We start from the raw sequence: 15,183 nt of genomic DNA on the forward strand, positions 1-15,183 counted from the left end.
TTTAATTTGGAGATTTTATTAATGTTTTATTCAATTAATAGGCTTGAGCTTTATAACCAATCATATTAATAATATCTTTAGGTGATGCATAGGGTGGACTGTAGGCAATTTCTACATCCATTAATTCATCAACTGTAGCAGATTTTTTCATTAACGTTGATAAAATATCAATGCGTTTATCAACACCATGCTTACCACACGCACTGGCTCTTAATAATTTTCGTGAAGATTTTTCAAAATGAACAATCAGCGTAATTGGTTGTGCATTTGGCATATACCCGGCGTTACTTTTTTGCGTTTGTTCAATAGTAACGACATCAAATTGATCTAAATCTTTTTCTTGTATACCTACAGAAGCAAAAGTTTGATCAAAGAGTTTTAATATACTTGTGCCAACAATACCTACAAAAGGTACTGGTTGTTGATTTTTTGTATTACGATCAATGTTTTTAGCGATAAGACTTGCTGCACGATGTGCTGGCCAAGCAAGTGCAAGTGGTGTTTTTAAATCAACGTGTGCGTAACTTAATTCTACGGCATCTCCAAGTGCATAAATATTTTGTACGTTCGTTTGGAAAAATGGATTGACTTTAATATGCTTTGATTCTGTTTTTTCAATTTGTTTTGGCAAAAATGCTGTGTTCGGCTGAATACCAATCGCAGAGATGATCATGTCATATGAAGCGATTTTTCCGGATTTAAAAATGACTTTTTTACCATCAAGTTGTTTTACTTCATCATCAAGTTGAATATGCACACCATTTTCTTTTAAAAGTGGCGCAATATTTTTACGAATCGCTTTATCAGCATTTTTAAATAAATCTTGATTGCGATGGACTAACGTAACATCCAAACCTCGTATTTTTAAGTTTTCAACCATTTCTAAACTAATATATCCTGCACCAATAACAAGTGTAGTTTGTACGTTTTCCTTTTTAATATAGGCTTCAATCTTGTCTGTGTCTTCTAAATTTCTAAGAGAGAAGACGTGTGGAGCATTCAGTTGTGGTAATGTCACAACTTTTGCACCAGGTGATAATATTAAATAATCATAAGCATCATTAATATCTTTTTCATTTTTAATATCATGAATGGTTAAAGTTTGTTTTATTGTATCTATACTAGTGACTTCATGATAAGTATGCACAGTGATATTTTTATTTTCTAAAAATTGTTGAGGGTTTGATTGAACTAAGGATGATCGATCTTCAATGACATTACCTAAATAGTAAGGTAGGCCACAATTGGCAAAACTCATATCTCGATCTTTTTCATATATCGTAATTTCAATATTGGGATTGATACGTCGCAATTGAGATGCAACTGTTGCACCACCTGCGACGGCCCCTACAATAATGACTTTCATAGTGACACCTCCTAATATATTTTAATTTAAATATTTAACTTTAATTTTTAATTTAGAATTATAAATTAAAGTATTCTTCTAAAAATTGGCCGATACCATCTTCATTATTCGAAGCAGTTACACAATCAGCGACAGCTTTTAACTCACGAATGGCATTGCCCATTGCGACACCTGTTCCAGCATATTTGATCATTTCATAATCATTATCTTCATCACCAAAAGCGATAATATTTTTACGATCAATATTTAAATAATCTTTAGCAATTTCAATACCAACTGCTTTATTGATACCCTTTTGAACAATTTCAATAACGGGATAAGGTGCACCCCATCGTCTATGTTCTAAATGTTCGGCATAAACTTCATCTAAATGTTTATATATATTTGGTATTTCAATTTCTTCTGCTTGAATCAAAATAGATGTTGGTCCTTCTTGAATGGCTTTAACCAAATCTCCACTTAATATTTGTGGATTACCCATGCTAAATCCTTCAAAAAGAATTTCATCATGATAGTGTAAATATACGTGATCTTTAATTTCTGCAATGATATTTTTAATATTTAATTCAGGAATCTTTTTAAATATTTCATGCGCAACATCTAAATCTAAAGGTGTATGATGTGTTTTAAATGTCATATCAGTAGGATGATGTACAAAGGCACCATTGAAATTAACGATTGGTGTCGTCATGCCAAGTTCTTGATAGTATATTTGACTTGCGCGATAAGGACGACCCGTTGAAATCATAATTTCATGCCCTAAAGCCTTTAATTGAAGTAATATATTTTTTGTTTTTGTAGTAATGACCTTTTCGTCATTTAATAAAGTGCCATCTAAATCTAGGCAAATTAAATGTTTATCCATATTAATACCTCCAAAATGTCATATGTCCATCATATCATTTTATTGGATAAAGGTAATAGATTTGATATAGTTATACTTATAATAAAGATAGTGAGGTGACAATTATGGAAGAAGCAATGAAAGATAGTTTAATGGGTGCATTAGAAAATGTTATTGATCCAGAATTAGGTATAGATATCGTTAATTTAGGTTTAGTTTATCACGTTGATATGGATGATGATGGATTAGTTACTGTAGAAATGACTTTAACATCAATGGGATGTCCAATGGGACCTCAAATTATTGATCAAGTGAAAACTGCACTTGGTGAATTACCAGAGGTTAAAGAAACGGAAGTAAACATCGTTTGGAATCCACCTTGGTCTAAAGATATGATGAGTCGCTATGCGAAAATTGCATTAGGTGTAAGTTAAAAAAGAAGCAAAAACCATTTCAGCGGTTTTTGCTTCTTTTATTCTATGCGACAAATATTGATTGGACAATTTTCACAATTGATTTCATCCTTCAAATATTGCATGTCTAATATAGTGATTCTTTTACCTTCTGTTTTGATAACATTTTTACTCTTTAATTCACTGATCATACGGTTGACACTTTCACGTGTTGTGCTGCAGAAGTTCGCTAATTCATTGTTTGTTAAATCGACATTGAGTAACATTCCTTCATCTGTATATGTGCCATATGTGTTAGATAAACGAATTAATGTGGAATAAAGGGCACCTTTTTTTCCTAAAGTAAATAAATCACGGAAGCGGTACTCTTGTTTAGCATTCTCATTTTGAATGAACAACAGCCACTCATATTTTAATACTTCATCATTTAAAATGGCGTTTTCAAATTGAACCACAGGCATTTTATAGACTGTAGTTTTCGTTTTTGTGCGTGCAAACAATGAATGTTTTTTAGCACCACAGAATAATGTTGTCGTACCAAAGATACTTCTAGGTCCTAACATCTTCAATGAAAATTCTTTCCCATCCTCTAGAACACGATTAATCAAAACATTACCTTCTTGAATTAAGTAAATCGTATCAGAAGGATCTTCAGCTTGATAAATGAATTGATGATGGTCATACGTCTCTATTTTGCCTTCTTCTTTTATAAAGTTTATGATACTTGTTGCCTCTCGGAAATCTACTTGCATCAAAGTATCACCTCTCTTCTTCATTTTTCTTTTAAACATTGAGTACAAATTGGTAATACAAAATTAATTATATCATTGAAATGTATCTTTTGATAAATTATCTAAAAAAAATTTTAAAATGAGTGTTTTTATTTGAAAAGTAAAATAAAAGGGACTATAATCAAATTAAGGTCAAAGAAGGTCAAACTTCTTAGGCGAATATTTCAAAGAGGTGATTTTATGAATCTCGATCAAATGACATATAACGTACAAAATGCAATTCAGTTTGCCCAAAACGAAGCAGTTGAAATGAAACAACAACAAATTGAAACCGAACATTTAATCAAACATTTCCTAGTTAATAGTGATAATATGCTCCAAACAGTTTTTGAAAGAGCAAATATAGATATAAAGCAATATGAAACTTTAATACAGCAGGCCCTTCAAAAATATCCACAAGTTGAAGGTGAAAACATTCAATATGGCAGTTATTTATCTCAAAATTTAAATACTGTACTTAATGAAGCAAATCAACAAATGAAAACTTTTGAAGATGAATATGTATCGGTTGAACATATCATTATGGCATTGATCACGAAACACACATTAACAAAAGATTTTATTGGGAATAAACAAGATGTGATTAAAGAAATTATTATGAATATTAGAGGGGGTAACAAAGTGACTACACAAAATCCTGAAGTACAATACGAAGTGCTTAAAAAATATGGCCGTGACTTAGTTGAAGAAGTTAAAAAAGGTAAAATGGATCCTGTCATAGGACGTGACGAAGAAATTAGAAATACGATTAGAATTTTAAGTCGTAAAACGAAAAACAATCCTGTTTTAATTGGTGAACCCGGTGTTGGTAAAACTGCGATTGTGGAAGGATTGGCACAACGTATTGTTAAAAAAGATGTGCCTGATTCACTTTTAAATAAAACGATTTTTGAATTAGATTTATCAGCATTAGTAGCCGGTGCAAAATTTAGAGGTGAATTTGAAGAAAGATTAAAAGCAGTATTAAAAGAAGTAAAAGAATCGAATGGTGAAATCATCTTATTCATTGATGAAATTCATATGCTGGTAGGTGCAGGTAAAACAGATGGCGCGATGGATGCTGGTAATATGCTTAAACCAATGCTTGCACGTGGGGAGTTACATTGTATTGGTGCAACAACGTTGAATGAATATCGTGAATACATTGAAAAAGATTCGGCATTGGAACGACGTTTCCAAAAAGTATTAGTTAAAGAACCGGATTTAGAAGATACAATTTCTATCTTACGTGGTTTAAAAGAACGTTATGAAGTCCATCACGGTGTACGAATTCAAGATAACGCTTTAGTAGCAGCTGCAGAGTTAAGTGATCGCTATATCACAGATCGTTTCTTACCAGATAAAGCGATTGATTTGGTAGACCAAGCTTGTGCAACCATTCGTACTGAGATGGGATCAAACCCTACAGAATTAGATGCGGTTAATCGTCGTGTACTACAATTAGAAATTGAAGAAAAAGCATTAAAGTCAGAAAAAGATGCTAGAAGTAAATCGCGTTTAGAAGAACTGCAAAGGGAATTAGCAAATGAAAAAGAAAAGCAACAACAATTAAACGCACGTGTTGAGAAAGAAAAAGGTCAAATTGCGATTGTTCAAGAAAAACGAGCAGAACTTGACCGATTAAGAAAACAATTAGAAGAAGCACAAACGAATTATGACTTGGCAAAAGCATCAGAATTACAATATGGTGCCATTCCTAAAATTGAAAAAGAATTAACTGAACTTGAAAATAATTTAATTGAAGAAACGAAAGGTACTGATCGATTAATTCGTGAAGTTGTTACCGAAGAAGAAATCGGATATATCGTTTCGCAATGGACAGGTATTCCAGTGAGTAAATTAGTTGAAACCGAGAAAGAAAAATTACTTAAACTATCAGATATACTTCATGAACGTGTTGTAGGGCAAGATGAAGCGGTTGATTTAGTTGCAGATGCTGTGGTTCGTGCTAGAGCTGGGATTAAAGATCCAAATCGTCCAATCGGTAGTTTCTTATTCTTAGGACCAACAGGTGTTGGTAAAACAGAACTTGCAAAAACATTAGCATCAACAATGTTTGATTCTGAAAAACATATGATTCGTATCGATATGAGTGAGTATATGGAAAAACATGCAGTAGCAAGATTAATTGGTGCACCTCCAGGTTATGTGGGTTACGAAGAAGGTGGACAATTAACAGAAGCGGTTAGACGTAATCCATATTCAGTCATCTTATTGGATGAAGTTGAAAAAGCACATAGTGATGTATTTAACGTATTGTTACAATTGTTAGATGAAGGTCGATTAACGGATTCAAAAGGTCGTGTTGTAGACTTTAAAAATACAATCATCATTATGACAAGTAATATTGGTTCACAATATTTACTTGATGGGATTCAAAATGATGAAATTACAAATAAAGCAAGAAAGTTAGTAATGGATAGCTTACATGCATACTTTAAGCCTGAAATATTGAATCGTATGGACGATATTGTATTGTTTAAACCATTATCTGCAAATGATATGACATACATTGTTGATAAATTAATTATGCAATTGAATATGAGATTAATGGATCAACATTTAGAAGTAAAAGTATCTGACGAAGTGAAACATTGGGTAGCAAAAGAGGCTTATGAACCACAATTTGGTGCAAGACCATTAAAACGATTTGTACAACGTCATATTGAAACGCCACTTGCTAGAAATATCATTCGTGAAGGGTATCCTGAAGGTACAGTTATTGAAGTGGGATTATCAGATAACGGTGTGACATTTAATGTAATGTAAATAAAAAGTTTAAAATAAAAAAATAAAAGCGTCTGAGCATTCAGACGCTTTTATTAGTGTTCGTGATGTTGTGGAATTGGTTCATTTGGAATAAGTGCTGCGACAATCACTGCTAACGCACCAAATACAACTCCCATAATTGAAGCGAAATCTAAGTTTAAATCATGTCCGCCACCTAAACTCATTAAAACGAAGTTAACCATTTGAACTAAAATAAATGCCCAAACGAATGTCATAATATATTGCATATTCATAATCCTCCACATTGTGTTATATTAATTATTATAACGATGTACATAATAATTGTATACCCTTACAGTGAGGTTACTATGAAAAAAATCATCCTTTTCTTTTCGTTCTTCTTTTTGTTGCTTGGCATTTTAGTATATATTTCCTATCCGAAAAACCAACCAATGAATACTGTTGCCTTTATGTTTCCAGATAATATTAATGACCAAACATGGGGAACAGAAGGTTATAAAGCTATGCAAGAAATTGCTCAAAAATATGATGCAAATTTATATTTCGAACAAAACGTCAATACAGAAAGTAAAATTGAACGTCAAATTAATTTATGGGCTGAGCGTGAAGTCAATATCATTTATGGACAAGGTAGTGAATTTGAAAAGTCATTTAATAAATTTGCCAAGAAGTATCCAAATATCCATTTTGTGTTTCTAAATGGTGAAAGTCAACACCGCAATGTAACAGCGATAAATATTGACGGTTATGCCCAAGGTTTTTTTGCGGGGATTGTTGCAAGTCGATCTTCACATACAGGGAATATAGGAGTGATTGGTGCATTTAAGACACAACCTGAAATAAAAGGTTTTATCCAAGGTGCTCACTATGATAATCCTAATATTAAAATCATTGCAAATTACGTAGGTACATGGAGTTATTTTCGTAAATCAGGACAAATCACAAAAGACATGATTCAACATGATAAAGTAGATGTCGTTTATCCAGCAGCTGATGGTGTAAGTGTCGAATCGTTATTGATGGTCAAAGCTATGAATAAAAAAGCAATTGGCTATATCATGGATCAATCCCATTATGGTGATTTTGTATTGACAAGTACCATTCAAAATATATCAACAACTTATCAAGATATTGCTGATAAATATGTAAGAAATAATTTACTCGGTGGTACTAAGCATTATGGCATGAGCGAAAATATTTCCACTTTAGGACCTATTTCAAAAAAAGTAGATTTAAAAACTAAAAATGATATCGCAACAATGATTAAACATTTCAAAGAAACGAATTTATTACCTGATCACAAAAAACTACCACAATCAGACGTCCATGTTTATACAAAACAATATAATTTGAAACCACAAAAATAGAACAACAAATCAATTGTTGTTCTTTTATTTTTGTGGTAAATTAGTACCTGGTAATAAAACTATGTAATAATTGTTTGTTGAAAATAATAGAAGCAAAATGAAAGCAATATTAAGCATAAAAAAGGATTAAAAAAGCGAATGTATGAAATATACAAAAAGTAATCTTAAGAAATGGGTGGAACAATGAACGTAGGTATTATTGGAATCGGTACATATGTGCCTGAAAACATTATAACGAATGAGCATTTTGAGTCATATTTAGATACTTCTGATGAATGGATTACAAAAATGACTGGGATTAAAACACGTCGATTTGCAGATGATGATATGGATACGAGTGATATGGCAGTGATTGCAACCCAAAAAGCGATTGAGGATGCAGGGATTCAAAAAGAAGCAATCGATTTAATCATTACTGCTACATCATCTGGTAATCATACATTTCCTAGTGTATCCTGTATAATACAAGAAAAATTGGGTTTAAATCCTGTTCCTGCAATGGATCAACTTGCTGCATGTTCAGGGTTCATATACAGTTTAATTACCGCTGAACAATTTGTTAAATCAGGTACTTGCAAAAATGTATTGGTCGTAGGTAGTGAAAAATTGTCAAAAATAACGGACTTAAATGATAGGAATACAGCGATGTTATTTGGAGACGGTGCTGCGGCAGTTGTTGTTTCGGAAGTTAGTGAAGGAAAAGGATTTATAGCTCATGAATGGGGAAGCGATGGTAGTGGTGGCCAATATTTATTTGATAATGTTGAAACGGGTTATATCAATATGAATGGTAGAGAAGTATTTAAATTTGCTGTAAGAATAATGGGAGACATATCAACTAAAGTCGTTGAAAAAGCAAATTTAACTGCAGATGAGATTGATATGTTTATCCCACATCAAGCAAATATTCGTATTATGGAAGCCAGTCGTGAACGTCTTGGTATTCCAAAAGAAAAAATGAGTGTAACAATTGATCAATACGGTAATACCTCAGCTGCGAGTATCCCTTTGTCAATCATGCATGAATTAAAAAATGGTAAGATTAAAGACGGCTCAAAATTAGTGTTAGTAGGTTTTGGTGGCGGATTAACATATGCAGGTATGACGATGGTTTGGGGTAAGTAAGTGATGTTACTTGATGGTTTAATAAAATTTAAATATATTTAATATAATAATAATTTATAAATCAAAGAATTATTAATTTAGGAGGTCAATATGAGAAAACGTGTAGTGATTACAGGTATCGGTGCATTAAGTCCAATAGGCAATGATGCAAAAACAACATATGAAAATGCAGTTAAAGGAATTAATGGTATTGCGCCAATTACGAGAGTCAATACGGACGATTTAAATGTAAAAGTTGGTGGTGAATTAAAAGACTTTAATATAGAAGATTATATTCCATTAAAAGAAGCAAGAAGAATGGATCGTTTTACCCAATATGCAATTGTGGCAGCGAGACAAGCAGTGAAGGATGCCAAACTTGATATAAATGAAGAAAATGCAGAAAGAATTGGTGTTTGGATTGGATCTGGTATTGGCGGTATGGAAACGTTCGAAAACTCATATGATGCCCTAATTAATAAAGGACCTAGAAGAGTGAGTCCATTTTTTGTACCGATGATGATACCAGATATGGCTGCAGGTCAAGTCTCTATCGATTTAGGTGCCAAAGGACCTAATGGATGTACAGTAACAGCATGTGCAACAGGGACAAACTGTATTGGTGATGCATTAAGAATCGTTCAATACGGTGATGCAGACGTCATGATTGCAGGGGGTACAGAAGCACCGATTACTAGATTATCATTAGCAGGATTTAGTTCAAACAAAGCATTATCTACAAATGATGATCCTGAAACAGCATGCCAACCATGGCAAGATGGTAGAGATGGTTTTGTCATGGGGGAAGGGGCAGGTGTCGTCATATTAGAATCGCTTGACCATGCATTAGCACGTGGTGCAGACATTTATGCAGAAGTGGTGGGATATGGTAATAATGCCGACGCACATCATATTACTGCACCAGCGCCAAATGGAGAAGGTGGCGTTAGAACAATGAAGATGGCATTAAAAGATGCAGGCATTGAACCAGAACAAGTACAATATATCAATGCTCATGGTACAAGTACACCTATTGGCGATTTATATGAAACAATGGCGATAAAAACGACGTTTGGAAATCATGCAAAAGATTTATTGGTGTCATCAACAAAATCAATGACGGGCCATTTACTAGGTGCAACAGGTGCGATTGAAGCAATCATTACGGCTTTAACGATTAAAGAAGGTAAAGTGCCACCAACAATTCATCAACAAACATATTCAGAAGAATTTGATTTGAATTATGTTCCAAATAAAATGGTAGAAAAAGAAATTGAATATGCTTTATCAAATTCATTAGGATTTGGTGGACATAATGCAGTATTAGTTTTAAAAAAATATTCGGAATAAAGTCATAAGAAATATAACAATAAAGAAAAAAGATATAAACAAAAAAAGATATAAACAAAAAAAGAGTATGAATGATTACTTTACATCATTCATACTCTTTTTTTTAATGATTTATAAAATAATAGAAATAATAAGTGTCAAAATAACAAGTGTTAAAGAAATAAGAATTAAAGGCATTGTAATCGCATATTTATCTTGACGAATACGTAGTTCTTTCTTATATAAAGGATCTTCATCCATTGCTTCTTTCATACGTTTAGGTGCCATTACATAGTTAAATCGTCTAAACGAATGCCCTATAATACTAAATGCCCCATCAGAGAAAATTAATAAAAATAATCCAATACATAAACCAAAAAGTGAAACCATAAAAATACCATTTAATAGTTGTGTAGCATTAAAACCCAAAAATAAAGCATAAAAGCAGCCTAACAAAGTTTCTATCATAAAAATGATTCCATAATATTTCAATAATATAACCTCCTAGCATCTTTTTTATTATAAACAATATTCGCGGGTATTCATATGAAAATAAAAAATGTTTTGTAAAAGGTAGTTATTTTCTTAGATTATCAAAATGTTATTCACAATAATGTATAAAGATTCATTTATTTTTATTGCTTTAGTGCGTTGACTTGATTATTTTATAAAAAATTATAAATAAAAATGAATAAAAAAGTTGTTGATATTTTAATAGAGATGTATTTATAATATTATTAAATCTTCTGAAAATTGAAAGAATAGGAAGAATGAAAAATATTTCTATAATAAGTACTGCACAATGATTATATTTTTATAAGTCGTTGTATAAAAGTTAAAAAAGTAGTATGAATTGTAAGAAAATTTAGTTATTATAGAAATATAAATAAAAAGGAGTTTGAAGGGGAGGATTTAGTTTTATGTTAAAGTATGTGCTTAGACGAATTGGCTATATGATTGTAACATTATTCATTGTAGCAACATTTACATTCTTCTTAATGAAGTTAATGCCAGGTTCACCTTTTAATGATCAAAAGTTATCACCAGAACAAAAACAAATTATTAATGAAAAGTATGGATTAAATGATCCGATGCCAGTTCAATATATGAATTATTTAAAGAAAGTGGCAACAGGTGATTTTGGCGTATCATTCCAATATGATGGTAAATCCGTTACTGAATTAATTTTGCCACGTTTAGGGCCTTCTGCTGAAATTGGTCTTTATGCAATGATTATCGGTATTATTTGCGGTATTTTATTAGGTGTAATTGCAGCAGTAAAGCAAAATACATGGATGGATTATTTGGCAACGACCTTCTCGGTTTTTGCAATTTCAGTACCTTCATTCGTATTAGCAGTTTTATTACAATATTTCTTAACAGTAAAAGTTCAAATGTTCCCTGTAGCAGGATATGAAGGATTCAACTATGCAGTATTACCTGCTGTCGCATTATCTGCAGGGGTAACCGCAACGATAGCACGTTATATTCGTTCAGAGATGATCGAAGTTTTAAGTTCAGATTATATTACGTTAGCAAAAGCTAAAGGGAATTCAACAAGTAAAGTATTATTTGGACATGCTTTACGAAATGCATTGATTCCAATCATTACTTTAATCGGACCAATGACAGTTGGTATTTTAACGGGTGCATTAACAATCGAAACAATCTTTGGTATTCCAGGTTTAGGGGACCAATTCGTACGTTCGATTCAACAAAATGATTATCCAGTAATCATGGCGTTAAACTTGTTTGTTGCTTTCTTATTCGTAGCCGTATTATTAGTTGTTGATATTTTATATGGATTAATTGATCCACGTATTCGTGTGCAAGGAGGTAACAATTAATGAACAATGAATTAAATCACGCAGATTTACATCAAAATCTACAAACACCACCAGGTTCATTTGTATTAGTAGATAGAGCAGAAGTTAATGATGAGAAAATTGAACGTGAATCAAAAACCTTCTGGCAAGATGCTTGGATTCAATTAAAAGCAAACAAAGCCGCTATCGTTGGATTAATTGGGTTAATCTTAATTGTGATTATGGCTTTTGTAGGACCAATGATTTCAGGTCATACTTATCGTGCACAAAATATAGACAATGCAAACTTACCACCTAAAATTGAAATGCTAAAAAATGTACACTTCTTACCTTTTGATGGAAGAGATAAAGATGGCTTTGATGTGTATGAGAACCGCAACATTAAAGAGTCTTATTGGTTTGGTACAGATAGACTTGGTCGTGATATTTTCACACGTGTATGGAAAGGTACTCAAGTTTCAATTTTAGTAGGTGTAGTTGCTGCTTGTTTAGACTTACTATTTGGTATTACTTACGGATCTATTTCAGGCTTCTTTGGCGGAAAAGTAGATACCATAATGCAACGTATTATAGAAATTATTGCTTCAATTCCAAACTTAATTGTCATGATTTTATTCGTTATCGTTTTTGATGCAAGTATAATAACAATTATTTTAGCGATGTGTTTAACAGGTTGGATTGGTATGAGTCGTATCGTTCGTGGACAATTTTTAAAGTTAAAGAACCAAGAATTCGTTATGGCATCTAGAACTTTAGGGGCTTCTAATTCAAGTTTAATTTTTAAACACATTTTACCAAATACTTTAGGGCCAATCATTGTTACTGCAATGTTCTCAGTACCTGGTGCAATTTTCTTCGAAGCTTTCTTAAGCTTTATCGGTTTAGGTATTCCTGCACCAGCAACATCATTAGGTTCATTAGTAAATGATGGGCGTAAAATGTTATTAATTCACCCATATCAAATGTTCATTCCATCATTTGTTTTAAGTATGTTAATCTTATGCTTCTACTTATTTGGTGATGGTGTACGTGATGCCTTTGATCCAAAAATGCGTAAATAAGGAGGAAATGTAGAATGGCTGAAAGAATTTTAGAAGTTAAAAATTTAAAAGTTTCCTTCGATATTAACGCGGGGGAAGTTCAAGCAGTACGTGGAGTTGATTTCCACTTAGATAAAGCTGAAACTTTAGCAATTGTTGGTGAATCAGGTTCTGGTAAATCAGTAACAACTAAAGCATTAATGCGCTTGTTACCAACACCACCTTCAAGAATTAAAGAAGGCGAAATTTTATTTGATGGTAAAGATTTAACGAAGTTATCAGAAAAAGAAATGCAAAAAGTACGTGGGAAAGACATTTCAATGATCTTCCAAGATCCAATGACAAGTTTAAACCCAACAATGAAGATCGGTAAGCAAGTGATGGAACCATTAATTAAACACCAAGGTTTATCTAAAGCAGATGCAAAAGCACGTGCATTAGACATTTTAAACTTAGTCGGTTTACCAAATGCTGAAGGCCGTTTTAATAACTATCCACACCAATTCTCTGGTGGACAACGTCAACGTATCGTTATTGCAACAGCACTTGCTTGTGACCCTAAAATTTTAATTGCGGATGAACCTACAACAGCACTAGACGTTACGATTCAAGCACAAATTTTAGAGTTAATGAAAGATTTACAAAAGAAAATTGATACTTCAATTATTTTCATTACACACGATTTAGGTGTAGTAGCAAACGTTGCTGACCGTGTTGCAGTAATGTATGGGGGTCAAATTGTTGAGACAGGTACAGTAGATGAAATATTCTACAATCCGAAACATCCATATACTTGGGGGTTATTATCATCAATGCCAAGTTTAGATACTGAGCAAGATACGGAGTTACGTGCAATTCCAGGAACACCTCCTGATTTAATTAAACCACCTGTTGGTGATGCATTTGCACGTCGTTCAGAGTATGCATTACAGATTGACTTTGAACAAGAGCCACCTTGGTATCAAGTTTCAGAAACACACTTTGTAAAAAGTTGGTTAATGGATCCAGCAGCACCTAAAGTTGAGCCACCAGAAATGGTAAAACAAAAGTTACGCCCAATGCCTGGTGATTTTGCAGTTCCTAAAAAGGTAGAGGGGGTTAGTTTCTAATGAGTGAAAAAGATGTAAAAAACTTAGATGAAACAATTGAAAACCACACAATCGAAGATGGTCCAATTCAAGTCGATGAAAGTGAAATTAAAGAAGATGCATCTCAATATTCAGATGCTGAATTAAATAAAACCACATTAACTGCCGAAGAAAAAGCAGCTGCAGGTTACAAACCCTACGCTGAAGGCAAAACAAAGTTAATTGAAGTTAAAAACTTAAAACAATATTTTAATGTTGGAAAAAAGAATGAAGTTAAAGCCATTGATGATATTTCCTTTGATATTTATAAAGGTGAGACATTAGGACTTGTTGGTGAATCTGGTTGTGGTAAATCAACAACAGGACGTTCATTAATTAAACTTTATAACGCTACAGGTGGAGAAGTTTATTTTGATGGTACGGATATTCAATCGATTAAATCTAAGAAAGACTTATTGAAGTTTAATCGCCGTATGCAAATGATCTTCCAAGATCCATATGCATCTTTAAATCCAAGATTAAAAGTTATGGATATTATCGCTGAAGGTATTGATATTCATAAATTAGCTAAAAATAAACAAGATCGTGCGAACCGCGTCTATGAATTATTAGAAACAGTTGGTTTAAATAAAGAACACGCGAACCGTTACCCACATGAGTTCTCAGGTGGACAACGTCAACGTATTGGTATCGCACGTGCACTTGCTGTAGAACCAGACTTTATTATTGCCGACGAACCAATTTCAGCACTTGATGTATCGATCCAAGCACAAGTTGTTAACTTAATGCAAAGATTACAACGTGAACGTGGTATTACATTCTTATTTATTGCTCATGACTTATCAATGGTTAAATATATTTCTGACCGTATCGGTGTAATGTACTTTGGTAAATTAGTTGAATTAGGACCAGCGGATGCAATATATGCGAATCCATTACACGAATACACGAAGTCATTATTATCTGCAATCCCACTACCAGATCCAGAATCTGAAAGAACACGTGTAAGAAAGACATACAATCCTGATATTCATGCTTACACTGCAGATGATGTATTAGAATTACGTGAAGTGGCTCCTGATCATTTCGTGTATTGTTCGCCAAAAGAGTATGAAATTTTAAAACAAAACTACAATCACGATTACAAATAATGTTAAAGTATGCAAGATGAATATAAATAACACTGCACAATAAAATTTTGTGCAGTGTTATTTTTATGTCTTAAATTGCATAAATAGAAAGAAATATGAAACTTTAGTGCGTT

Annotated in this window: 14 protein-coding genes; 9 read left to right on the forward strand and 5 right to left on the reverse strand. The window is 32.7% G+C overall.

What is annotated here, in order from left to right:
- Positions 1-34: 34 nt before the first annotated feature.
- Entirely contained in the window at positions 35-1,366 is a 1,332-nt protein-coding gene (locus tag ER639_RS00095) for a CoA-disulfide reductase (RefSeq protein ID WP_129063712.1), read from the reverse strand.
- 58 nt (positions 1,367-1,424) lie between these two features.
- Complete coding sequence (locus ER639_RS00100) at positions 1,425-2,231, reverse strand: Cof-type HAD-IIB family hydrolase (protein ID WP_129063713.1); 807 nt, start codon at positions 2,229-2,231, stop codon at positions 1,425-1,427.
- Between the two features lie 104 nt (positions 2,232-2,335).
- On the opposite strand from ER639_RS00100, the gene ER639_RS00105 reads away from it, so the two are divergent.
- The gene (locus ER639_RS00105; protein ID WP_129063714.1) at positions 2,336-2,644 is read left to right on the forward strand and encodes a metal-sulfur cluster assembly factor; all 309 of its coding nucleotides are present in this window, start codon (positions 2,336-2,338) and stop codon (positions 2,642-2,644) included.
- 38 nt (positions 2,645-2,682) lie between these two features.
- On the opposite strand, the gene ER639_RS00110 is transcribed toward ER639_RS00105, so the two are convergent.
- A complete protein-coding gene (locus ER639_RS00110; RefSeq protein ID WP_164993303.1) occupies positions 2,683-3,375 on the reverse strand; it encodes a Crp/Fnr family transcriptional regulator in 693 nt (230 codons plus the stop codon).
- A 219-nt stretch (positions 3,376-3,594) separates the two neighbouring features.
- On the opposite strand from ER639_RS00110, the gene clpB reads away from it, so the two are divergent.
- Entirely contained in the window at positions 3,595-6,183 is a 2,589-nt protein-coding gene (gene clpB, locus ER639_RS00115; RefSeq protein WP_129063716.1) for an ATP-dependent chaperone ClpB, read from the forward strand.
- A 53-nt stretch (positions 6,184-6,236) separates the two neighbouring features.
- Here the strand turns inward: clpB and ER639_RS00120 are convergent, their stop codons facing one another.
- The gene (locus ER639_RS00120) at positions 6,237-6,431 is read right to left on the reverse strand and encodes a YjzD family protein (protein WP_129063717.1); all 195 of its coding nucleotides are present in this window, start codon (positions 6,429-6,431) and stop codon (positions 6,237-6,239) included.
- A gap of 81 nt (positions 6,432-6,512) precedes the next feature.
- Between ER639_RS00120 and ER639_RS00125 the strand changes: the two genes are divergently transcribed.
- The 3 genes from ER639_RS00125 to fabF all read left to right on the forward strand — a co-directional run bounded on the left by ER639_RS00125 (position 6,513) and on the right by fabF (position 9,986).
- A complete protein-coding gene (locus ER639_RS00125; protein ID WP_164993304.1) occupies positions 6,513-7,532 on the forward strand; it encodes a BMP family ABC transporter substrate-binding protein in 1,020 nt (339 codons plus the stop codon).
- Between the two features lie 183 nt (positions 7,533-7,715).
- On the forward strand, positions 7,716-8,657 hold the full coding sequence (locus tag ER639_RS00130; RefSeq protein ID WP_129063719.1) for a beta-ketoacyl-ACP synthase III: 942 nt from the start codon (positions 7,716-7,718) through the stop codon (positions 8,655-8,657).
- A gap of 90 nt (positions 8,658-8,747) precedes the next feature.
- Positions 8,748-9,986 (forward strand): beta-ketoacyl-ACP synthase II, encoded by a 1,239-nt coding sequence (gene fabF, locus ER639_RS00135; protein ID WP_129063720.1) that lies wholly within the window; start codon positions 8,748-8,750, stop codon positions 9,984-9,986.
- A gap of 111 nt (positions 9,987-10,097) precedes the next feature.
- On the opposite strand, the gene ER639_RS00140 is transcribed toward fabF, so the two are convergent.
- Complete coding sequence (locus ER639_RS00140) at positions 10,098-10,457, reverse strand: DUF3899 domain-containing protein (RefSeq protein WP_129063721.1); 360 nt, start codon at positions 10,455-10,457, stop codon at positions 10,098-10,100.
- A 428-nt stretch (positions 10,458-10,885) separates the two neighbouring features.
- Here ER639_RS00140 and opp3b point away from each other — a divergent pair, with 428 nt between their 5' ends.
- From opp3b to ER639_RS00160, 4 genes are read left to right on the forward strand one after another with little or no spacing between them, the layout of a single operon-like run.
- Positions 10,886-11,812 carry an oligopeptide ABC transporter permease gene (opp3b, locus tag ER639_RS00145; protein ID WP_129063722.1) on the forward strand — a complete coding sequence of 309 codons (927 nt, stop codon included), beginning with the start codon at positions 10,886-10,888 and terminating at the stop codon, positions 11,810-11,812.
- Entirely contained in the window at positions 11,812-12,852 is a 1,041-nt protein-coding gene (gene opp3C, locus ER639_RS00150) for an oligopeptide ABC transporter permease (protein WP_129063723.1), read from the forward strand. The genes opp3b and opp3C overlap by 1 nt, the downstream gene beginning before the upstream one ends.
- A 14-nt stretch (positions 12,853-12,866) precedes the next feature.
- Positions 12,867-13,940, forward strand: coding sequence for an ABC transporter ATP-binding protein (locus ER639_RS00155; protein ID WP_129063724.1), 1,074 nt, complete (start codon positions 12,867-12,869; stop codon positions 13,938-13,940).
- A complete protein-coding gene (locus tag ER639_RS00160; protein WP_240663965.1) occupies positions 13,940-15,070 on the forward strand; it encodes an ABC transporter ATP-binding protein in 1,131 nt (376 codons plus the stop codon). The genes ER639_RS00155 and ER639_RS00160 overlap by 1 nt, the downstream gene beginning before the upstream one ends.
- Positions 15,071-15,183 lie beyond the last annotated feature (113 nt).

It is taken from the genome of Macrococcus sp. DPC7161 (assembly GCF_004117835.1).
Taxonomy (GTDB): domain Bacteria; phylum Bacillota; class Bacilli; order Staphylococcales; family Staphylococcaceae; genus SDSC01.

Excerpts from the sequence above, each read along its gene's own strand:
- ER639_RS00095 (WP_129063712.1), bottom strand. The coding sequence starts at position 1,366 with ATGAAAGTCATTATTGTAGGGGCCGTCGCAGGTGGTGCAACAGTTGCA.
- ER639_RS00100 (WP_129063713.1), bottom strand. The coding sequence starts at position 2,231 with ATGGATAAACATTTAATTTGCCTAGATTTAGATGGCACTTTATTAAAT.
- ER639_RS00105 (WP_129063714.1), top strand. The coding sequence starts at position 2,336 with ATGGAAGAAGCAATGAAAGATAGTTTAATGGGTGCATTAGAAAATGTT.
- ER639_RS00110 (WP_164993303.1), bottom strand. The coding sequence starts at position 3,375 with ATGCAAGTAGATTTCCGAGAGGCAACAAGTATCATAAACTTTATAAAA.
- clpB (WP_129063716.1), top strand. The coding sequence starts at position 3,595 with ATGAATCTCGATCAAATGACATATAACGTACAAAATGCAATTCAGTTT.
- ER639_RS00120 (WP_129063717.1), bottom strand. The coding sequence starts at position 6,431 with ATGCAATATATTATGACATTCGTTTGGGCATTTATTTTAGTTCAAATG.
- ER639_RS00125 (WP_164993304.1), top strand. The coding sequence starts at position 6,513 with ATGAAAAAAATCATCCTTTTCTTTTCGTTCTTCTTTTTGTTGCTTGGC.
- ER639_RS00130 (WP_129063719.1), top strand. The coding sequence starts at position 7,716 with ATGAACGTAGGTATTATTGGAATCGGTACATATGTGCCTGAAAACATT.
- fabF (WP_129063720.1), top strand. The coding sequence starts at position 8,748 with ATGAGAAAACGTGTAGTGATTACAGGTATCGGTGCATTAAGTCCAATA.
- opp3b (WP_129063722.1), top strand. The coding sequence starts at position 10,886 with ATGTTAAAGTATGTGCTTAGACGAATTGGCTATATGATTGTAACATTA.
- opp3C (WP_129063723.1), top strand. The coding sequence starts at position 11,812 with ATGAACAATGAATTAAATCACGCAGATTTACATCAAAATCTACAAACA.
- ER639_RS00155 (WP_129063724.1), top strand. The coding sequence starts at position 12,867 with ATGGCTGAAAGAATTTTAGAAGTTAAAAATTTAAAAGTTTCCTTCGAT.
- ER639_RS00160 (WP_240663965.1), top strand. The coding sequence starts at position 13,940 with ATGAGTGAAAAAGATGTAAAAAACTTAGATGAAACAATTGAAAACCAC.